This window comes from Williamsia sp. SKLECPSW1, assembly GCF_054332755.1.
This window is the reverse complement of record NZ_JBTGLI010000003.1, coordinates 211575-231337: the sequence shown is the minus strand read 5'-3', so window position 1 is coordinate 231337 and position 19763 is coordinate 211575. Positions and strand designations below refer to the sequence as shown.

18 protein-coding genes and 1 other RNA gene are annotated in these 19763 nt (G+C 70.1%); 9 read left to right on the top strand and 10 right to left on the bottom strand.

Annotated elements, in window-relative coordinates; genetic code table 11:
* Positions 1-51 precede the first annotated feature (51 nt).
* Together rnpB and ACXVUM_RS20460 are read left to right on the top strand one after the other, a co-directional pair.
* An RNA gene (gene rnpB, locus ACXVUM_RS20465) (RNase P RNA component class A) lies at positions 52-462 on the top strand.
* 81 nt (positions 463-543) lie between these two features.
* A complete protein-coding gene (locus ACXVUM_RS20460; RefSeq protein ID WP_458523767.1) occupies positions 544-1032 on the top strand; it encodes an OsmC family protein in 489 nt (162 codons plus the stop codon).
* 41 nt (positions 1033-1073) lie between these two features.
* On the opposite strand, the gene ACXVUM_RS20455 is transcribed toward ACXVUM_RS20460, so the two are convergent.
* The 3 genes from ACXVUM_RS20455 to panB all read right to left on the bottom strand — a co-directional run bounded on the left by ACXVUM_RS20455 (position 1074) and on the right by panB (position 4463).
* Positions 1074-2573 (bottom strand): CYTH and CHAD domain-containing protein, encoded by a 1500-nt coding sequence (locus ACXVUM_RS20455; protein WP_458523766.1) that lies wholly within the window; start codon positions 2571-2573, stop codon positions 1074-1076.
* Positions 2570-3547 (bottom strand): prolyl aminopeptidase, encoded by a 978-nt coding sequence (gene pip / locus ACXVUM_RS20450; protein WP_458523765.1) that lies wholly within the window; start codon positions 3545-3547, stop codon positions 2570-2572. Before pip ends, ACXVUM_RS20455 begins: the two co-directional genes overlap by 4 nt.
* Before the next feature lie 61 nt (positions 3548-3608).
* Positions 3609-4463 (bottom strand): 3-methyl-2-oxobutanoate hydroxymethyltransferase, encoded by an 855-nt coding sequence (gene panB / locus ACXVUM_RS20445; RefSeq protein ID WP_458523764.1) that lies wholly within the window; start codon positions 4461-4463, stop codon positions 3609-3611.
* Positions 4464-4651: 188 nt separating this feature from the next.
* Between panB and ACXVUM_RS20440 the strand changes: the two genes are divergently transcribed.
* The 5 genes from ACXVUM_RS20440 to ACXVUM_RS20420 all read left to right on the top strand — a co-directional run bounded on the left by ACXVUM_RS20440 (position 4652) and on the right by ACXVUM_RS20420 (position 12692).
* Entirely contained in the window at positions 4652-6253 is a 1602-nt protein-coding gene (locus tag ACXVUM_RS20440; RefSeq protein ID WP_458523763.1) for an alpha/beta hydrolase, read from the top strand.
* 119 nt (positions 6254-6372) lie between these two features.
* Positions 6373-7713 carry a type I glutamate--ammonia ligase gene (gene glnA / locus ACXVUM_RS20435; protein WP_458523762.1) on the top strand — a complete coding sequence of 447 codons (1341 nt, stop codon included), beginning with the start codon at positions 6373-6375 and terminating at the stop codon, positions 7711-7713.
* Between the two features lie 31 nt (positions 7714-7744).
* Positions 7745-10753 (top strand): bifunctional [glutamine synthetase] adenylyltransferase/[glutamine synthetase]-adenylyl-L-tyrosine phosphorylase, encoded by a 3009-nt coding sequence (locus ACXVUM_RS20430; protein ID WP_458523761.1) that lies wholly within the window; start codon positions 7745-7747, stop codon positions 10751-10753.
* Positions 10750-11730: an endonuclease/exonuclease/phosphatase family protein gene (locus tag ACXVUM_RS20425; RefSeq protein WP_458523760.1), complete on the top strand. Its 981-nt coding sequence runs from the start codon at positions 10750-10752 to the stop codon at positions 11728-11730. The genes ACXVUM_RS20430 and ACXVUM_RS20425 overlap by 4 nt, the downstream gene beginning before the upstream one ends.
* A gap of 38 nt (positions 11731-11768) precedes the next feature.
* Complete coding sequence (locus ACXVUM_RS20420) at positions 11769-12692, top strand: endonuclease/exonuclease/phosphatase family protein (protein WP_458523759.1); 924 nt, start codon at positions 11769-11771, stop codon at positions 12690-12692.
* A 6-nt stretch (positions 12693-12698) separates the two neighbouring features.
* Here the strand turns inward: ACXVUM_RS20420 and ACXVUM_RS20415 are convergent, their stop codons facing one another.
* The 4 genes from ACXVUM_RS20415 to glnA (ACXVUM_RS20400) form a co-directional block, all read right to left on the bottom strand.
* Positions 12699-12860 carry a hypothetical protein gene (locus ACXVUM_RS20415; protein WP_458523758.1) on the bottom strand — a complete coding sequence of 54 codons (162 nt, stop codon included), beginning with the start codon at positions 12858-12860 and terminating at the stop codon, positions 12699-12701.
* A 74-nt stretch (positions 12861-12934) separates the two neighbouring features.
* A complete protein-coding gene (locus ACXVUM_RS20410) occupies positions 12935-13660 on the bottom strand; it encodes an FAD-binding oxidoreductase (protein WP_458523757.1) in 726 nt (241 codons plus the stop codon).
* Positions 13661-13672: 12 nt separating this feature from the next.
* Entirely contained in the window at positions 13673-14269 is a 597-nt protein-coding gene (locus tag ACXVUM_RS20405) for a sulfite oxidase-like oxidoreductase (protein ID WP_458523756.1), read from the bottom strand.
* A gap of 93 nt (positions 14270-14362) precedes the next feature.
* Positions 14363-15796 (bottom strand): type I glutamate--ammonia ligase, encoded by a 1434-nt coding sequence (gene glnA / locus ACXVUM_RS20400; protein WP_458523755.1) that lies wholly within the window; start codon positions 15794-15796, stop codon positions 14363-14365.
* A gap of 90 nt (positions 15797-15886) precedes the next feature.
* Here glnA (ACXVUM_RS20400) and ACXVUM_RS20395 point away from each other — a divergent pair, with 90 nt between their 5' ends.
* Together ACXVUM_RS20395 and ACXVUM_RS20390 are read left to right on the top strand one after the other, a co-directional pair.
* Positions 15887-16351 carry an RDD family protein gene (locus ACXVUM_RS20395; protein WP_458523754.1) on the top strand — a complete coding sequence of 155 codons (465 nt, stop codon included), beginning with the start codon at positions 15887-15889 and terminating at the stop codon, positions 16349-16351.
* A gap of 124 nt (positions 16352-16475) precedes the next feature.
* Entirely contained in the window at positions 16476-17171 is a 696-nt protein-coding gene (locus tag ACXVUM_RS20390) for a UTRA domain-containing protein (protein ID WP_458523753.1), read from the top strand.
* Positions 17172-17184: 13 nt separating this feature from the next.
* Here ACXVUM_RS20390 and ACXVUM_RS20385 read toward each other — a convergent pair whose 3' ends face one another.
* The 3 genes from ACXVUM_RS20385 to lipB all read right to left on the bottom strand — a co-directional run bounded on the left by ACXVUM_RS20385 (position 17185) and on the right by lipB (position 19739).
* Positions 17185-17922, bottom strand: coding sequence for a DUF4191 domain-containing protein (locus tag ACXVUM_RS20385; protein WP_458523752.1), 738 nt, complete (start codon positions 17920-17922; stop codon positions 17185-17187).
* An 81-nt stretch (positions 17923-18003) separates the two neighbouring features.
* Complete coding sequence (gene lipA, locus ACXVUM_RS20380; protein WP_458523751.1) at positions 18004-19062, bottom strand: lipoyl synthase; 1059 nt, start codon at positions 19060-19062, stop codon at positions 18004-18006.
* Complete coding sequence (lipB, locus tag ACXVUM_RS20375; protein ID WP_458523794.1) at positions 19059-19739, bottom strand: lipoyl(octanoyl) transferase LipB; 681 nt, start codon at positions 19737-19739, stop codon at positions 19059-19061. Before lipB ends, lipA begins: the two co-directional genes overlap by 4 nt.
* Positions 19740-19763: the final 24 nt, after the last annotated feature.

Below are 19763 nucleotides of genomic sequence, written 5' to 3'. Positions count from 1 at the left end.
GGGCAAGGGTAGTGGGTGACGCCGACGTCACGTCTACGATGACGGGGCGAACGAGTCGGCCGGGTGATCGCGGCGTCGGGAACGACCGCCGGTGTGGCGGTGCGCCTGGTGTCGAGGAAAGTCCGGACTCCACAGAGCAGGGCGGTTGCCAACAGCAACCCGGGGCGACCCGCGGGACAGTGCCACAGAGAACAGACCGCCGACCCGTGAGGGCCGGTGACGGTGAAACGGTGCGGTAAGAGCGCACCAGCGCTGTGGGTGACCACGGCGGCTCGGTAAACCCCGCCCGGAGCAAGGTCGAAGGTCGCACCGCGAGGTGCGGCTGCGCAGGTGTTCGAGGGCTGCTCGCCCGAGCCTGCGGGTGGACCGCTCGAGGCACCCGGTGACGGTGTGTCCAGATGGATGATCACCACCGACCGCATGCGGTCGGGACAGGATCCGGCTTACAGGCCGGCTCGTTCGCTCATCCCGCCGAGAACTATTCGGTGGACGCCCCTTGTCGCGGCACCCACACTGTGGGTCGCATCGTCGAAGGGGCATCACATGAGCGGGGAGATCCACCGATTCGACGTCGATGTCCGCTGGACCGGTAACCGCGGCGACGGCACGGTGTCATACACGTCATACGGACGTGATCACGAGATCGGCGCGTCGGAGACTCCGTTGATCTTGGGAACCGCATCTCCCGCATTTCGAGGTGACCCCGCTCGCTGGAACCCCGAACAACTCCTCGTTGCTGCCCTCTCGCAGTGCCACATGCTGTGGTACCTCCACCTCGCGTCTTCGGAGGGCGTCGTCGTCGCCGCATACCGCGATCATGCACACGGCCTGCTCGCATTCGACGACACGGGAGGTGGCCGATTCGAAGCGGTGACGTTGCGACCGCACGTGACGATCTCCTCAAACAGCGACATCGAGGTGGCCAGACACCTGCATTCGACAGTGCCGAGGTTCTGCTTCATCGCACGGTCCGTGAACTTCGCCGTCCACCACGAACCCACCATCGTCGCTGACGACAAGTGGGCGCGTTGATCCCGTAGCTGTCGGCGACCCGGCTGCTGAGTCGAGGCCAATCAGCCACGACGCGCGAGGCGCGCATACCGCCGAAGCGCCTCGTCGTGCGCGGACTGTTCGCGGGCGTCGAGGCGCCCGAGGACGAACATGTCGTGCGGGTCGGTCACGGCGTGGGCGACCTCGGCGATCAGCTCACGGCTGAGGGACGCATCGTTGGAGTCGCCCAGCGCCGACTGCATCTTCTTCGCCCACGACGCGGTCCGCGCGTGCTTGCGTGTACCCAGCGACATGCCCGACTCGGCGACGTACCGCAGCCGCTTGGCGCGCTTGCGCACGGTGTGCATCTGCTCGACCCATTCGGGTGACCCGTCGGTCATGCGGCCCGCCTTCTTCTGGGCCTTGCGCATCGACCGCTCGCTGTCGTCGATCGCGGCACGCAGTGCCTTCTTCGCGGGAAGGTCGGCGTCGGGACCGGACGGCGGTCGGACGAGCAGGTCGTCGAGGGCGTCGAGCAGCGAGAAGTACCGCGCACTGTTCAGCGCCGAGACCGCCGATCGCTGGCCGCGGGCCCGTCGACGCATCTGTTCGCCGACCAGCCGGTCGTGCACGTCGTCGGACGCGTCCTCGTCGGCGAGGAGGTCTCGATAGCGGTCAGCGGTCACCTCGGCGTCGCGAACCACGCCCAGGATCGCGGCGAGCTCCTTCAACTCTGCGTCCAGACGATCGACCTTCGGACCGTCGACGACACCACGGAAGGCGCGCAGGACGCTGCGCAGTCGCCTCGTGGCGACCCGCATCTGATGGACGGCGTCCTCCTCGTCGGCGCGGACCCGCGGGTCGTGGTCGACGAGTTGTTCACGGTGCCGGGCGAGTTCGGCGACGACCAGCTCCAACGCGGTCGGCGACGACGACAGGCGCGGCGTGCCGGTGTGCGCGGGTGTCGCCCCGATCGCACGGGCCAACTTGGATGCGGCCGACGCGGTCCTGGCGCCCGCCGCCCGCAGCAGATCCTCGGCGGTACCCAGGAGATCCGTGTCGCCGTCGACGAGTTCGAACTCCCACTCCGCCCAGGTCCGGCAACTCCCGCCCGGCAACAGCGATCGTGCGGTGACGACGTCCGCGCACAGCAGAGCCAGGACGCGGTCGTCGGCGTCGCGCGCCTCGTGGATCGATCGGCGCGTGCCGATCGCGGCGACCGGGTCGAGCCGGCGGCCACGGACGTGTACCCGCACCGGCTCGAGCAGGTCGGCGGGCACGGTGGTGTCGTGGTCACCGTCCTCGTCGGCCGGCCCCAACGGCACCTGCAGCTCCCGACGACCACCCGCATCACCCGGGCGCTTGAGGTGCCAGCCCTCGTCGTGCCCGCCTTCCCTGCGCCGCAGCGTGATCCGGTGATCGGTCAGGTCGAGGTTCTCGGTGTCGTAGTAGGTCGCGTCGAGGTTCTCCTCGATCGGCCCGGTCACTCTCGCGACCCCCGGCAGTCGTGTGAGGTCGGGGACAGCGCGCCCGGGGTCGACGTCGAACTTCAGCTCGATCTCGAGGGTCTCCCGAGCGCTCACGACGACGCTCCTCGACGGGTCGGTGTGTCGCGGAAGCCGTCGGTGGCCTCCACGAGGTGGTGGACGATGCCCTTCTCGAACGAGGCGTGTCCGGCGTCGTCGACGATGTGCACCTGCGCCGACGGCCACGCACGGTGCAGGTCCCACGCGCTGCGCGCCGGGCAGACCACGTCGTAGCGGCCCTGCACGATCACGCCCGGGATCTCCGCGATGCGGTCGATGTCCCGCAGGAGTTGTCCCTCCTCCAGGAATCCGCCGTGCATGAAGTAGTGGTTCTCGATCCGGGCGAAGGCGAGATCGAAGCGGACGTCGACCTCGCCGTCGTCGGGGCGGGGGAGCAGGTGACTGGTGGACTGCTCCCAGTTCGTCCACGCCGTTGCCGCTGCCTGCGCGGTCCCTGCGTCGTCGGAGGCGAGCAGTCGCGCATACGCGGCGACGAGATCGCCGTCGCGCTCGTCCTCCGGGATCGGTGCGAGGTAGTCCTCCCACAGATCGGGGAAGAGGTGGGCGGCGCCGCCGTTGTAGTACCAGTCGATCTCGCTGCGGCGGAGCAGGAAGATGCCGCGCAACACCAGCTCGGTCACACGCTCGGGATGGGCCTGGGCGTAGGTGAGTCCCAGCGTCGACCCCCACGACCCCCCGAACACCATCCACCGCTCGATGCCGAGATGGGTGCGGATGCGCTCCATGTCGGCGACGAGACGGTCGGTGGTGTTGACCGTGAGATCGGCACCGTCGGCGATGTGCGGGGTCGATCTGCCGCACCCGCGCTGATCGAACAGCACGATCCGATACGCCTCGGGGTCGAAGAAGCGACGTTGCTCACCGGAGGTGCCGCCGCCCGGGCCGCCGTGGACGAACACCACGGGCTTGCCGTCGGGGGAACCGCTGCACTCGACGTGGATCCGTTGTCCCTCACCGACGTCGAGCATCTCGGAGGAGTACGGCTCGATGGGTGGGTACAGCTCTCGCATGGCACCACTATGCCAAGTGCGGGTGAACGAACCCCCACAGATGGCCCGCGCGCCGGAAACCTCAGTAGCTGTGTTCGGGCCCCGGGAAGACGCCCCGACGGACCTCGTCGGCGTACTCCTGTGCGGCGCGGCTCAACTCGCCGCCGACGTCGCCGAAGCGCTTGACGAACTTCGCCGTCTTGCCGTGCGTCATGCCTGCCATGTCCTGCCAGACGAGGACCTGTGCGTCGGTCTCGTTGCCGGCGCCGATCCCGACCGTGGGGATGGTCAGCTTGCGGGTGATCTGTCCGGCGAGGTCGGCGGGGACCATCTCCATCACGACGGCGAACGCGCCGGCCTCGGCGACCGCGATCGCGTCGGCGACGAGCTGCTCGGCCGCGTCACCGCGACCCTGGACGCGGAAGCCGCCGAGACCGTTGACGCTCTGCGGGGTGAAGCCGATGTGGGCCATCACCGGGATGCCCGACGACGACAGGGTGGCGATCTGGTCGGCCACACGCTCGCCGCCCTCGAGCTTCACCGCGTGGGCACCCGCCTCCTTCATGAACCGGGTGGCGGAGGCCAGGGCGATGGCGGGCCCGCCCTCGTAGCTGCCGAAGGTCAGATCCGCCACGACGAGCGCGTGGGGTGCACCGCGGACGACGCCGCGGACCAGCGGGATCATCTCGTCGATGGTGACGGGGACGGTCGTGTCGTAGCCGTAGACCACGTTCGCCGCCGAGTCGCCGACCAGCAGGACGGGGATCCCGGCCTCGTCGAAGATGCGGGCGCTGGAGTAGTCGTAGGCGGTGAGCATCGACCAGCGCTCGCCGTCGGCCTTCATCTGGGCCAGGTGGTGGATGCGGGTCACGCGACGCCGTGGGGCGTCGGCGGAAGCGCTCGAGCCGTACACGGGTGCATCAGAGCTGTCGGACATCGTCGTCCCTTTCAGGCCTCGGGTCTCGCCTGGCGAGTACCCGGGTGGGTGGTGACCCGACAAGTCTGTCACCAGCCTCGCCCGACCCCCAGGGTTGTGCGGTGTGCACTCCCTCACATCTGTGCGCCCGCCGCCGTTGCGGGACCGCGTTCGGCGGGACGTCGTCCACCGCGTGCCACGATGACCGGGTGACGTCCCGATCGCCCGTCCGAATCCCGGTGCTCCTGACCGTGGTCGTCGTCCTCGCCGCCGGACTCCTCGGGGCGTGCAGTGGTTCGCGGGTGGCGCAACTGGGTCCGGACGCCGCCTCGTCGTCGGCCGACCCGACGGTCGCGAGCACATCGCCGCAGCCGACGTCGGGTCCGCTGGCGCGGTTCTACACGCAGCGGATCGCCTGGGGGACCTGCGCCGAGTTCGCACCCGACGGCGACTATCCGCCACAGCGCAGCGACTGCGGACGGCTGACCGTCCCGGTCGACTACAACCGTCCCGACGGACCGACCGCGTCGCTGGCGGTGTTCCGATTGCGTGCCGCGAGGGCCTCCACCGGCGTGCTCGTCACCAACCCGGGCGGTCCCGGGGTGTCGGGTGTCGAGTACATGGCGGGCACGGCTGCGCAGTTCGCGCGGATGCCGTTGAGCGACTCGCTCGACATCATCGGGTTCGATCCACGCGGGGTCGGTGACTCGACACCGGCGGTCCGCTGCCGCACCGACGCGCAACGCGACGAGGTGCGGGCGCGGGACTGGGTGGACACCTCACCCGCCGGGATCGCCGCGACCGAACAGCGCAACGCCGCCGTCGGCCAGGAGTGTCTGAGGACGATGGGGCGCGACTTCCTCGCCCACCTCGGCACCAGCGACGTCATCAACGACATCGACGTCCTGCGCGGCGCGCTGGGGCAGGCGAAGCTCAACTACCTCGGCTACTCCTACGGGACGCTCATCGGCGCGCGGTACGCCGAGCGGTACCCGACCCGCGTCCGCGCGATGATCAACGACGGCGCCGTGGACCCGTCCACCGATCCCGTGGCCGACATCGTCGCCCAGAACACCGGTTTCCAGCGGGCGTTCGACGGCTTCGCCGCCGACTGTGTGACCCGCCGCGACTGCCCCCTCGGCACGGATCGCGCCCGCGCGACCGAGCGGTACCTCACCCTGGTCCGCGCGCTGATCGGCAATCCCGCGAAGACCCAGGACCCGCGGGGGCTGACCTACGGCGACGCCATCACCGCGACCGGACAGGCGCTGTACACACCCAGTCTGTGGCGGTACCTGCGCGACGGTCTGACCGAGCTGCAGTCCGGCCGCGGCGACACCCTGCTGCGCCTCGCCGACCTGTACGAGGGGCGCGACCGGTCGGGCCACTACGACACCACCTCCGACGCATTCACCGCCATCCGCTGCGTCGACGGCCCGGCCATCACCGATCGGGCGACCATCGACCGCCTCGACACCGAACTCCGTCGGACGGCTCCGTTCCGCGACGACGGGCGGGGCTCGGGCCGGGGCGCGGCCGACGAGTGCGCGTTCTGGCCGGTCCCGCCGACGTCGCAACCGCATCGCATCGTCGCGCCGGGCCTGCCGACGACCGTCGTCGTCTCCACCACCGACGATCCCGCGACCCCGTACGCCGCGGGGGTGTCGCTGGCGAAGCAACTCGGTGCGCGCCTGGTGACGTTCCGCGGAACGCAGCACACCGCGGCGTTCGAGGGTGACGAGTGCCTCGACGGACCGCTCACCCGCTATCTCGTGGACCTCACACCGCCGTCGGAGGGCCTCACCTGTTGATCGCGGATCCGCCCGGATCGTCGACGACTCACCCTCCGGAGCGCAGGTCACGGCGTCCGCCCGACTTCTCCGCATCGACGTAACACGGATTTAACAGCGCGCTCCTAGCCTCTGACGGTATGGATCGCCAAAAGGAGTTCGTCCTCCGCACGCTGGAGGAACGCGACATCCGCTTCGTCCGGCTCTGGTTCACCGACGTGCTCGGATACCTCAAGTCGGTGGCGATCGCGCCGGCCGAACTCGAGGGTGCGTTCGCCGAGGGGATCGGCTTCGACGGGTCCTCGATCGAGGGGTTCTCGCGGGTGTCGGAGGCCGACACCATCGCCAAGCCCGACCCGTCGACGTTCCAGGTGCTTCCGTGGACGACGAGCCAGGGCAAGCACCACTCCGCGCGCATGTTCTGCGACATCGCGATGCCCGACGGCACACCGTCCTGGGCCGACTCGCGCCACGTCCTGCGCCGGCAGCTCAACAAGGCCGCCGACCAGGGGTTCACCTGCTACGTCCACCCGGAGATCGAGTTCTTCCTGCTCAAGGACGCGCCGACCGACGGCACCCCGCCCACCCCGGCCGACGGCGGCGGGTACTTCGACCAGGTGGTCCACGGCAGCGCGCCGAACTTCCGCCGCCACGCCATCGAGGCGCTGGAGAAGATGGGCATCTCCGTCGAGTTCTCCCACCACGAGGGCGCGCCCGGTCAGCAGGAGATCGACCTCCGCTACGCCGACGCGCTGTCGATGGCCGACAACGTGATGACGTTCCGCTACCTCGTCAAGGAGGTCGCGATCGCCGAGGGTGTGTGGGCGACCTTCATGCCCAAGCCGTTCTCCGACCATGCCGGGTCGGCGATGCACACCCACATGAGTCTGTTCGAGGGCGACACCAACGCCTTCCACAACCCCGACGACCCGATGCAGCTGTCGGACACCGGCAAGCAGTTCATCGCCGGCATCCTCACCCACGCCCCGGAGATCAGCGCGGTCACCAACCAGTGGGTGAACAGCTACAAGCGGCTGATCCACGGGGGCGAGGCCCCGACCGCGGCGACGTGGGGCGGCGCCAACCGCTCGGCACTCATCCGGCTGCCGCTGTACACACCGAACAAGGCGTCGTCGCGACGTATCGAGGTCCGTAGCCCGGACTCGGCCTGCAACCCCTACCTGACGTTCGCGGTCCTGCTCGCGGCCGGCCTCAAGGGCATCGCCGAGGGATACGAGCTCCCCGACGAGGCCGAGGACGACGTGTGGTCGCTGACCTCGGCCGAGCGCCGGACCATGGGCTACACGGAACTCCCGGGCAGCCTCGCCGACGCGCTGAAGGCGATGGAGTCCTCGGAGCTGGTCGCCGAGGCCCTCGGCGAGCACGTCTTCGACTACTTCCTGCGCAACAAGTGGACCGAGTGGGGCGACTACCGTAGCCGCGTCACCCCGTTCGAACTCGGCCGCTACCTGTCGCTGTAGCGCGCACACCCCTGGCGCTACGGTCGGTGGCGTGAGTTCTCCTGCGTCACGCGCCGTCGTGCCGGGTCCGGCGCGCCTCGGCCTGATCGACGAGACGGCCGCCGATGCGCTGGCCGAGCTCGGCTGGACCACCACCGCCGATCTCGCGCTCCTGTGGTCGCTGTCGCGTGCGCCCGACCCCGATCTCGCGCTGCGGGCTCTGATGCGGTTGCGGTCCGTCGTCGACGACTGGCCCGCCCTCGACCGTGCGTTGCACGACCAGCCCACGCTGCGTGGTCGCCTTCTCGCCGTGCTCGGCGCGTCCGAGGCGCTCGGCGACCACCTGGTGGCCGAGCCGGGTACCTGGCACCTGCTGGAAGCCGAGGACCTCCCCACCGCCGACGAGATGACCGCGACGATGCTCGGCGCGGTCGAGGCGGTGCCCGCGACCGGGGAGCACATCACCGCCGACGATCGTGTCTTCCGGGCACGGGTGACCGGGCCGCAGGCGGTGGTGGCACTGCGCACCGCCTATCGCGACCTGCTGCTGCAGTTGGCTGCCCGAGACGTGGCCCCCGCGGTCGAGGACGAGCCGGTCGTCTGGTTCCCCGAGGTCGGCCGCTACCTCGCCGACCTCGCCGATGCCGCGCTCACCGCGGCGCTGGCCGTCGCGATCGCCACGGTGTGCGGTGAGGACGACGTGCCCGTCCGACTGGCCGTCATCGCCATGGGCAAGTGCGGTGCGCGCGAGCTGAACTACGTGAGCGACGTCGACGTCGTGTTCGTCGCGGAACCGGCGGACGGGATGTCCGCTCGCATCGCCGGCGAGACCATGCGCATCGGTTCCCTGGCGTTCTTCGAGGTCGACGCCGCGCTGCGGCCCGAGGGGAAGGCCGGCGCCCTCACCCGCACGCTGGCCTCCCATCTCGCCTACTACCAGCGGTGGGCGAAGACCTGGGAGTTCCAGGCACTGCTCAAGGCGCGCCCGATGACCGGCGACATGACGTTGGGATGGGACTACCTGCACGCGGTGGCCCCGATGGTGTGGGAGGCCTGCGAGCGGGAGGACTTCGTCCACGAGGTCCAGGCGATGCGGCGCCGGGTGGAGCACAACGTGCCGCCCGAACTGCGGTCGCGGGAGCTGAAACTGGGACGGGGGAGCCTGCGTGACGTCGAGTTCGCCGTACAGCTGCTGCAGCTGGTCCACGGTCGGACCGACGAGTCGCTGCGCGTCGCCTCGACGGTCGACGCGCTCGCGGCGCTCAACGCCGGCGGCTACGTCGGCCGGGACGACGCGGCCAACCTGACCGCGTCGTACGAGTTCCTCCGTCTCCTCGAACACCGGCTGCAGCTGACGAAACTCAAACGCACACATCTGCTCCCGGAGTTCGACGACGTGGAGGCGCTGCGTTTCCTGGCGCGCTCGGCGCACATCCGTCCCGACGGTGATCTCGATGCCGCCGACTCGCTGCGGGCGGAGATCCGCCGCCAGTCGCAGCGGGTGCGACGCCTGCACGAGAAGTTGTTCTACCGGCCGCTGTTGGAGTCGGTGAGCCGGATCGACGTCGACGGGTTGCGGCTGTCGGACGAGGCCGCGACGCGTCGTCTCGCGGCCCTGGGATACGCGAAACCCGAACACGCCCTGAGCCATCTGCGTGCGCTCATCGGTGCCCGTGGTCGGCGGGGACGGATCCAGGAGCTCCTGCTGCCGACCCTGCTCGAGTGGATCAGCAACACCCCGGATCCCGACGCGGGTCTGTTGAACTACCGCCGCCTGTGCGACGAACTCGCCGATCAGGAGTGGTTCCTGCGCCTGCTGCGGGACGACGGACTGGTCGCCGAACGACTGATGCGGGTGCTGGGCACCTCGGCGTACATCTCCGATCTCGTCATCCGCTCGCCGGAGGTGATCCGGCTCTACGCCGACTCGGCGACGGGGACGAAGCTGGTGGAGGTGTCGCTGCGCGACGTCGCCAACGGTCTCGTCGCCTCGGCGCGGCGACACCGGGAACCCAAGCGCGCCATCGCCGTCGCCCGCTCGCTGCGCCGGGCGGAACTCGTCCGCATCGCCTCCGCGGACATCCTCGGGATGCTGGACGTCCCCGCGGTGTGCGAGGCGTTGTCGAGTGTGTGGTCGGCGGTTCTCAACGCCGCGCTGCAGGTCGTCATCGCCGACTCACTGCCCGAGGGCGAGCAGGCTCCCGCGCGGATCGCCGTGATCGGCATGGGACGGCTGGGCGGCGGTGAACTCGGCTACAGCTCCGACGCGGACGTGTTGTTCGTGTGCGAGCCGGCCGACGGGGTCGAGGAGTCCCGCGCGGTCCGGTGGGCCAACACCGTCGCCGAGCGGGTGCGGACCGTGCTGAGCACACCGAGCGCCGACCCGCCCCTCGAGATCGACACGGGTCTGCGGCCGGAGGGGCGAAACGGACCCGTGGTCCGGACGCTGGCCGCCTACGCGGCGTACTACCGGCAGTGGGCGCAGCCGTGGGAGATCCAGGCGTTGCTGCGGGCGCATCCGGTCGCCGGCGACCCGGATCTGGGGACCGCGTTCCTGCACATGGCCGACGAGACGCGGTACCCCGAGGGCGGTGTCTCGCCGGACGCCGTCCGCGAGATCCGTCGCATCAAGGCCCGTATCGACGCGGAACGCCTACCCCGCGGTGCGGATCCGCACACGCACACCAAACTCGGGCGGGGCGGTCTCGCCGACGTCGAGTGGACGGTCCAGCTGCTGCAGCTGCGGCACGGCCACCGATTGGCCTCGTTGCACAACACGTCGACGCTGCAGACCCTCGACGCGATCGGGTCGGCGGAGATCCTCAGCGAGACCGACGTGACGCTGTTGAAGGAGGCGTGGCTCACCGCGACGGCCGCCCGCAACGCCATCGTGTTGGTGCGGGGCAAGGCCGTCGACCAGCTACCCCCGCCGGGACAGCAGCTCCGTGCCGTGGCCTACGCCGCGGGCTGGCGGGAGGATCAGGCGGCGGAGTTCCTGGACAACTACCTGCGCGTGACGCGCCGCGCGAAAGCAGTCGTGCTCAAGGTGTTCGGCGGATGACCCGAGCCCGGCCGTCACCGCAGCGCCGTCGGTGGCCGTCGGTGGTGCGCATCCTGGCGGTCGTCGTGTGCACGGTGCTGCTCGCAGGTGGCGTCACCGCGATCTGGCTGCACTGGTATCCCGGCCGCGGACGGATATCGACCGCCCTGGCGGCCGGCGTACCGATCGCCGTGGTCGGTGCGGTGGTGGCGCTCGTGATCGCGCTGATCGCCCGACGATGGATCCTCGCGGGGATCGGCGTCGTCGTGGTCGCCGCGGGCGTGTGGACCCAACTGCCGCTGTGGGTGGCGGACACGGCGCCGTCCGGGGACCGGATCACCCTGGTGCAGAGCAACATCAAGCTCGGCGCCGGCGACGTCGACGGCCTCGCGCGCATCGTCGCCGACCAGGATGCGACCGTGGTGACCCTCGACGAGGTGACCCCTGCCGCGGCGGAACGGATCGAGTCCTCGGCGCTGCGCACCCTCATGCCCTACCGATACGTCGTGCCCGGGACCGGCGGCGTCGGCTCGGCCATCCTCAGCCGACACCCGTTGCGGGACACCACACTCCTCGACGGGTACGCACTGAACTCGTTGCGTGCGACGGTCGAGTTGCCCGGAGTGGGCGACACCGTCGTCTACGCGATGCACCCCATCCCGCCGTACCCGTACGACTCGGCACGATGGGTCCGCGAGATGGAGATGACCCGGTCCGAGCTGCGGTCGCAGCGCGGGGCCCGGGTTCTCGTCGGCGGTGACTTCAACGCCACCTGGGATCACCGTCAGTTCCGGGACCTCCTGCAGGACGGTTACGCCGACGCCACCGAGATGGCCGGACAGCGCTGGCTGCCGACCTATCCGGCCGACGAGTGGTACGGACCCCTCATCGGTATCGACCACGTCGTCGCACGAGGGTTCGTCGCGACGGGCGTGCACACCGTCGACGTCGCCCGATCCGATCATCGCGCGCTCGTGGCGAGCCTGGCGGTCGCGTGAGACGCGGGGGACGAGGTGGGCCCGTCGACAGGATCGGCGTGCTCGCCCTGGGTGTGGCCGCGGCGGCGACAGCTCTGCGGCGCTATCGCGGCACGGTCCAGCTGCCGGTGGCGGCAGCCAGTTTCGCGTCGTGGCTGGTGCTCGCCGCCCCGATCGGGACGGTCGTGTCGGCGGCCGGTCGACGACGATCCGCGACCGCCGTGGGGGCGGGTCTCACTGCGCTCGCGGCATACGACCGGCGGGCACTCGTCCCGTCGTGGCGCGGGCACCGATCGGACGTCGGGGCACTCCGGGTGATGCAGGCGAACCTGTGGCTCGGACGTGCCGACCCCCGGGCGGTGGTCGCCGCGGTCGCGGCGAACGACGTCGACCTGCTGTGCGTCCAGGAACTGACCCCGGAGTGCCGGGATGCGCTGGTCGACGCGGGAGTCGAGGGGCATCTGCCGCACCGGTCGGTGGTCGCTGCGCCGGTAGGCGCCGGCACGGGGCTCTGGTCGCGCCACCCGCTGCACGACGAGCGAGTGCTGCCCGGGTTCACCCTCGCGGCGGTGCAGGCGCAGGTGGAGTTACCCGGTGGCGGCGGGGTGACGGTGCTGTCGGTGCATCCCATGCCGCCGTACCCCTACGAGCCGCGGTTGTGGCTCACCGAACTGCGCAGTCTCCGTGAGGCGGTGGGGCGGTGCAGGGGACCGGTCATCGTCGGCGGCGATCTCAACGCCGCCCACGACCACATCGCGTTCCGGGAGATGCTCGTCGACGGTCTCGTCGATGCGGCTGCGTCATCCGGTTCCGGTCCGCTACCGACCTATCCCGCGCACAAACGGTGGATCCCGCCGCTCATCGGGATCGACCATGTGTTGCTGCGCGGGGTGCGGGCTATCGGCGTGGCGCGTGTGCGGATTGCCGGCTCCGACCATCGTGCGCTCGTGGCCACCGTGCAGGTGGACCGCCCGGAACGGTAGCCCGCGTCACTTCTCCTGCGTGCGTGCGAGTTCGGCGACGGCGTGCGACAGGGCCTCGACCGCCTCGGCCAGCAGCTTGTGTCCGCGGTCGTCCTCGAGGTGTGTCTTCGCGATGCTCGCGAGACCTGCGGCCTCGTCGGCCTTCTCCGCTGCGTGCTCGAAACCCACGTCTGCACCCCTTCGTCGTCGCGATCTCGCGCAACGGTATCGCCTCCGCGGGACGTCAGGGCGGCGTTCGGTGCTCAGGTGACCAGGAACCGCTCGATCCGGATGTCGCCGATGGGGTGACCCGCGTCGAGGAGCCATCCACCGAGGGTCTCCACGTACTCGTTGCCGCCGCAGAGGTAGAACAGCGGGCGGGATCCGACGGGGAGGACGGACGCGAGGAACTCGTCGTGGCCGATGCGTCCCGGCGAGCGGGTGGCGTCCGCGGGCGCCGACCGGCTGAAGAACCAGTCGACCCGCAGGCGGCCGGTGGAGGCGAGGAGCGCGAACTCGTCGGCGTAGAAGGCGTGCTCGGGGGAGCGGGTCGAGTAGAGCAGCCGCATCGGTACGTCGGGTCGGGCCGCTTCGCGCCAGCGCACCATCGACATCAGCGGCGCGATGCCCGATCCGCCGGCGACGAGCTGGGTGGGGCGATCGGCGTCGCCGTCGATCGGCCAGACGAACTGCATGCCCACGGGACCGGCGACCTCGACCTGTTCCCCGATCTCGAGGTCGCGCACCAGGAACGGTGACACCTCGCCGTCGTCGAGTTCCTCGACGCTGACCGAGACGGTGTCACCCTCACGGACGTCGGACAGCGAGTACGAGCGTGACGTGGAGTACCCGTCGGGCGCGGTGAGACGGATGTCGATGTGTTGGCCCGGCCGCGGCGTCGGCAGACCGGGGACGTGCAGCCAGATCGACCGCGCCGTCGGTGATTCCATCACCGCCCCGACGACGGTCGCCACCCGCCAGGTGGTCATCGGTGCCGCCCGTCAGCCATAACGCTGCTCACGCCAGGGGTCGCCGTACATGTGGTAGCCGTTGCGTTCCCAGAAGCCGGGTTCGTCACCGTCCATCAGGTGCAGCTCGCCGACCCACTTGGCGCTCTTCCAGAAGTACAGGTGCGGCACGACGAGTCGCGCCGGCCCGCCGTGCTCGGCGGCGAGCGGCTTCCCGTCGAAGGTGTGGCCGACCATCGCGGTCCCGCCGACCAGATCGGCGAGCGGCATGTTCGTGGTGTATCCGTCATGGCTGTGCGCCATCACGTGCGTTCCCGCGCCCGTCGCCCCGGCGGCGTCGAGCAGGGTGTCCACGGAGACGCCCTTCCACGTCGTGCCCAGCTTCGACCACCGTGTGACGCAATGGATGTCGACGGTGAACTCGGTCTGCGGCAGGTCCATGAACTCCCGCCACGTCCACCGGTGTCCCTGCCCGTCGGGCGTCGTCACCGACAGCGACCAGCGGTCGGTGAGCACGCGCGGCGTGGTGCCGATCTGCAGCACGGGGAAGTCGGTGGTCAGGTACTGGCCGGGCGGCAGCTGGGGCCCGTCGCGACGCTTCCCGCGGAACTTGGCGTTGATGACGGCCATGGGGACAGATCCTCCCAGGTGCGGACCCCGAACACGACTCCGCCCGCCCTGCGAGGTGCAGGGCGGGCGGGGCCGGTGATGCCGAGAGGAGACTCAGCAGTCGTAGTAGAGGGAGAACTCGTACGGATGCGGACGGATCTGCGTCGGCAGGATCTCGTTCTCACGCTTGAGGCTGATCCAGGTCTCGATCAGGTCCTCGGTGAACACGCCGCCCGCGGTGAGGTACTCGTGGTCCTCCTCGAGGCGGTCGATGACCGCGGAGAGCTGCGTCGGGGCCTGCGGGATGCCCTTGGCCTCCTCCGGCGGGAGCTCGTAGAGGTCCTTGTCGACGGGCTCGTGCGGCTCGATCTTGTTCTTGATGCCGTCGAGCCCGGCCATCATCATGGCCGCGAACGCCAGGTACGGGTTGCCCGAGCTGTCGGGGCAACGGAACTCGAGGCGCTTGGCCTTCGGGTTGTTGCCCGTGATCGGGATGCGCACACAGGCCGACCGGTTGCGCTGGCTGTAGACCAGGTTGATCGGGGCCTCGTAGCCGGGAACCAGACGCTTGTAGGAGTTCACCGTCGGGTTGGTGAACGCCAGCAGCGACGGCGCGTGGTGCAGGATGCCGCCGATGTAGTGACGCGCCAGGTCCGACAGGCCCGCGTAGCCGGCCTCGTCGTGGAACAGCGGCTTGCCGTCCTTCCACAGCGACTGGTGGCAGTGCATGCCCGAGCCGTTGTCACCGAACAGCGGCTTCGGCATGAAGGTGACCGACTTGCCCTGCTGCCAGGCGGTGTTCTTGATGATGTACTTGAACAGCATCACGTCGTCGGCCGCGTGCAGCAGCGTGTTGAACTTGTAGTTGATCTCGGCCTGACCGGCGGTGCCCACCTCGTGGTGGCCGCGCTCGAGGGTGAAGCCGGCGCTCTGCAGGTTCGTCGCCATGTCGTCGCGCAGGTCGACGTAGTGGTCGTACGGGGCGACGGGGAAGTACCCGCCCTTGGGACGCACCTTGTAGCCGAGGTTCGGGCTGCCGTCGGGATCGGTGGGCGAGGCGGTGTTCCACCAGCCCGACTCCGACTCGATCTCGTAGAAGGTGCCGTTCATCTCCGACCCGAAGGACACGGAGTCGAAGATGTAGAACTCGGCCTCGGCGCCGAAGAAGCAGGTGTCGGCCACGCCGGTGGAGGCGAGGTAGTCCTCGGCCTTGCGCGCGATGTTGCGCGGGTCGCGGCTGTAGGCCTCACGGGTGAAGGGGTCGTGGACGAAGAAGCTGATGTTCATCGTCTTCGCCCGACGGAACGGGTCGATCCGTGCAGTCGCCGGGTCGGGCAAGAGCATCATGTCCGACTCGTCGATCGACTGGAACCCGCGGACGGACGAACCGTCGAACGCCAGCCCGTCCTCGAACACGCTCTCGTCGAAGGCCGAGGCGGGGATCGAGAAGTGCTGCATGACACCGGGCAGATCACAGAAACGGATGTCGACGTACTCGACTCCCTCGGACTTGATGCCCTCGAGGAGTTCTTCCTTTGAGCTGTACACCTGTCGGTGGCTCCTTCTCTACAGACGGGATGATCCGGTCCTCACACTAGCGGGAGGCCGCTCCCGCTGTGCGTTCCCTATCATCGAGGTATGAGCAGAGCGATCGGTTCCTGGCTGTCCGGGCCCCAGTCCGGCATGGAACCGGGTGCCGACACCGGCGCCTGGCGGGGTGAGAAGCTCGGGCTGCCGGAGTCCGGCCCGGGCTCCCTCGCGCCCTCCTGGCCGCGCGTGCTCGCCCTCTTCGTCGACTGGGTGATGTGTTACGGCGTGTCGCTGCTGTTCGTGGGGTTCCTGTCGCAGACCCTGTCGACCGTCGTGCTGGGCATCTGGTTCGTCGTCGGGGTGCTGACCGTCACGCTGTTCTCGTTCACGCCCGGTCAGTTCGTGGTCGGGATGCGGGTCGTACGCGTCGACGGTGGGGGGCGTGTCGGTGTCGTCCGCGCGTTCTTCCGTCAGCTGCTGATCGTGTTCATCGTCCCGCCGCTCGTCAACGACCCCGACGGCCGCGGCCTGCACGACCGCGCGACCGGCACCGCACTGGTCCGCACCCGCTGAACCGGATGGTCCCGTCCGCACGACGGGCATCTCGTCGGGTCACCCCGCCGGCGGCGGACGGGGTGTAACCCACCCGTTACCGCGATCTTTCGCCGGGGTCGCACTTCCGCAGCAGAGTCGAGTCATGGCCCACCCCCGCCCGCACCCACCCACGGTGTGTCACGGACACCCGCGGCTGTCGGGCCCGCGGCCGGGGCAGGTCGAGCGCGACGTCCTCCGCGCGGCGCTCGCGCAGCTCGCCGACGAGGGACTCGTCGGGCGACGCCGCGGACGCGGCACGATCGTCGTGGGGGAGACGCGGGCCGCGGACCGCTGCCCGTCGGGGGTGTCGTCGGACGCGGCGACCGATCACCTCGAGGTCGCCGCCGTCGTGGCGGTCCTGACGCGCTGGGAACACGTGCCCGCGTCCCCGTCGCTCGGGCGGCGTCTCGACGGCGTCGCAGCGGGTGACGGCGTCCTGCGCATCGGGTACGAGGTGCACGCCGACGGTCACCCCCAAGGCGTGATCACCGTCCACCTGCGCGGCCCGGAGTCGACGGGACTGGCGGCCGAGGACTTCACCGGGGATCTGCACACCCAGCTCCACGCCCACGGTGTCGACGTCGACAGCCACGACATCACGGTGAGTGCACAGCCGGCGGCCACGTGGGTGGCCGACGTGCTGCGAGTCGCGCCCGGCAGCCCGGTGCAGGTGTTCGAGCAGACGATCCGCGACCCGTACGGCGCCCGCATCGGCGTCGCCGTGGGACGACTGTGTCCGGAGCTCTGCGTGCGGATCACCGGGATCGGGCGGATGGCCCCGATCGGCCGACGGACCTAGACGACGCGACCGCTCAGCGGCGCCGGGCGGTGCGGGCCACGTTGCGCATCTTCGCGCCTGCGGGCATCGGACCCTTCGGTACGCCGGGCCCGGCCTGCCGCCCGCCGAGCGCCGCGAGGCGTCCCTCGAGGGCGTCGATGCGCTTGCCGTCGATGTTGGTCGGCAGCTTGTTCAGGTGTCGCTCGAGGCGCTTCAGCGGCACCTGACCGTCGTCGTTGCCGACGATGACGTCGTAGATCGGGGTGTCGCCGACGACGCGCGCGATCTTCTTCTTCTCCTGTGCGAGCAACTGCCGGACGCGGGTCGGCGAACCCTCACCGACGAGGATCACCCCGGGCTTGCCGATCACGCGGTGCACGGCGTCGAGATGCGCGGTGCCGGTGACGGCCTGCTTCACCCGCCAGCGTCCCCGCATGTTGTCCAGGGCCCACCCGGCCGCACCGGCCTGTCCCTCGGCCTTGCGGTACACGCTGCTCTGCACGCGACGCCCGAAGATGATGAACGCGATCAGCACGCCGAGGACGATGCCGAGCGGCAGCAGGAACCACACCAGGCCGATGACGAGACCGACGACGACGAACACGGCGGTCGACACCAGCAGGGCGCCGATCATCAACGGCAACAGCAGCTTGTCGTCCTTGCGCTGCATCTGGAACGCCTGCCAGAGCTGCGTGCGACGTTCCCGGGACGCCTGCTTGCGGGCGGCCTTGGCCGCCGCCTTCGCCTCTTTCGACGCATCTGCCTTCGCCATGGACACCAGGATAGGTGACCCCAGCGGGGCCCCGGTCCGCGCCGGGGAGACCGTCCCCGGTGCGACGCACCGGGAGGGAGGTCAGCGGGCCAGACGCGCCAGGACCGAGGTGGCCTCCTGAGCCGCACCGGACTCGTCGGCGAGGTGGCTCATCGCGGCGGGCAGCTCCCGGCCGTGGCGTCGCATGGCCTGCGCGTAGAGACGCCCGGCACGGTAGGACGACCGCACCAGCGGACCGGCCATGACACCGGCGAACCCGAGCTCCTCGGCGTACTGCGAGTGCTCGACGAACTCCTCCGGCTTCACCCACCGGTCGACCGGATGGTGCCGCGGCGAGGGCCGCAGGTACTGGGTGATGGTGACGATGTCGCAGCCGGCCTCGTGCAGGTCGGCCAACGCCTCACGCACCTCCTCGGGGGTCTCGCCCATGCCGAGGATCAGGTTGGACTTGGTGACCAGGCCGGCGTCGCGCGCGGAGGTCAACACCGACAGGCTGCGGTCGTAGCGGAACGCGGGGCGGATGCGCTTGAAGATGCGCGGCACCGTCTCGAGGTTGTGCGCGAGCACCTCGGGACGCGAGTCGAAGACCTCCGCGAGCTGGTCGGCGTGACCGGAGAAGTCGGGGATGAGGTTCTCGACGCCGGTACCCGGGTTCAGGGCGTGGATCTGGCGGACGGTCTCGGCGTAGAGCCACGCGCCGCCGTCGGGCAGGTCGTCGCGGGCGACGCCGGTGATCGTCGAGTACCGCAGGCCCATCGCCTGGACGCTCTCGGCGACACGACGGGGCTCGTCGCGGTCGAGGTCGGGAGGACGGCCGGTGTCGATCTGGCAGAAGTCGCAGCGACGGGTGCACTGCTCACCACCGATGAGGAACGTCGCCTCCCGGTCCTCCCAGCACTCGTAGATGTTGGGGCACCCCGCCTCTTCGCACACCGTGTGCAGGCCCTCGCGTTTCACCAGCGACTTGAGCTCGGTGTACTCGGGTCCCATCGTCGCGCGGGTGCGGATCCACTCCGGCTTGCGTTCGATGGGGGTCTGCGCGTTGCGCACCTCCAGGCGGAGCAGCTTCCGGCCGCCCGGTGCGGCGCCCGGACCGGCCTGGGGGTCGGCGGTTGCGGTGTCCTGCGAGTGCGATGTCACTGCGTCGATGCTACGCGGGACCGGCTGTCGGCATCGGTCCGCGGTCGCGGGCCGTCGAGCGACTCGGCGACGGCGGCGGCGACGGCGTCGCGGACGTCCTCGACACCGACGTGGCGGCCGAGTTCGGCGGTGAGTGAGGTCACGCCGGCATCGGGGATCCCGCACGGCACGATCGACGAGAACGCGCCGAGGTCGGGATCGCAGTTCAGCGCGAAGCCGTGCAGTGCGACGCCGCGGGCCACACGGATGCCGATCGCGGCGACCTTGCGTTCGGGGCGACCCGTCGCGGTGTCGGCGGCGACCCATGCACCGCTGCGACCGTCGACGCGACCGGCGTGCAGACCCCACGCAGCGCAGACGGTGATCATCGCCTCCTCGATCCGACGGACGTAGTCGACCACGTCGAGCGGTTCGGAGAGGGCGACGATCGGGTACCCGACGAGCTGTCCCGGCCCGTGCCAGGTGATCTTCCCGCCGCGGTCGACCTCGACGACGGGTGTGCCGTCGACGGGACGGTCCCCGGCTTCGGTGCGCTTGCCGGCGGTGTAGACCGCCGGGTGCTCGAGCAGGAGCAACACGTCGTGGTCGAGCTCGCCGTCGGCGCGAGCGGTCGCGAGACGGTGCTGCTCGTCGAACGCCTCGGAGTAGTCGACCGAGCCCAGCGAGCGGACCTCCATCGGCGACGCGGAGCGCCGCGCGCC

What these genes read in the sequence shown, in the direction of transcription:
- ACXVUM_RS20385 (WP_458523752.1), bottom strand. Translation starts at nt 17,922, where the DNA reads ATGGCGAAGGCAGATGCGTCGAAAGAGGCGAAGGCGGCGGCCAAGGCC.
- ACXVUM_RS20395 (WP_458523754.1), top strand. Translation starts at nt 15,887, where the DNA reads ATGAGCAGAGCGATCGGTTCCTGGCTGTCCGGGCCCCAGTCCGGCATG.
- pip (WP_458523765.1), bottom strand. Translation starts at nt 3,547, where the DNA reads ATGCGAGAGCTGTACCCACCCATCGAGCCGTACTCCTCCGAGATGCTC.
- panB (WP_458523764.1), bottom strand. Translation starts at nt 4,463, where the DNA reads ATGTCCGACAGCTCTGATGCACCCGTGTACGGCTCGAGCGCTTCCGCC.
- ACXVUM_RS20390 (WP_458523753.1), top strand. Translation starts at nt 16,476, where the DNA reads ATGGCCCACCCCCGCCCGCACCCACCCACGGTGTGTCACGGACACCCG.
- lipB (WP_458523794.1), bottom strand. Translation starts at nt 19,739, where the DNA reads ATGGAGGTCCGCTCGCTGGGCTCGGTCGACTACTCCGAGGCGTTCGAC.
- glnA (WP_458523762.1), top strand. Translation starts at nt 6,373, where the DNA reads ATGGATCGCCAAAAGGAGTTCGTCCTCCGCACGCTGGAGGAACGCGAC.
- ACXVUM_RS20405 (WP_458523756.1), bottom strand. Translation starts at nt 14,269, where the DNA reads ATGGCCGTCATCAACGCCAAGTTCCGCGGGAAGCGTCGCGACGGGCCC.
- ACXVUM_RS20410 (WP_458523757.1), bottom strand. Translation starts at nt 13,660, where the DNA reads ATGACCACCTGGCGGGTGGCGACCGTCGTCGGGGCGGTGATGGAATCA.
- ACXVUM_RS20460 (WP_458523767.1), top strand. Translation starts at nt 544, where the DNA reads ATGAGCGGGGAGATCCACCGATTCGACGTCGATGTCCGCTGGACCGGT.
- ACXVUM_RS20425 (WP_458523760.1), top strand. Translation starts at nt 10,750, where the DNA reads ATGACCCGAGCCCGGCCGTCACCGCAGCGCCGTCGGTGGCCGTCGGTG.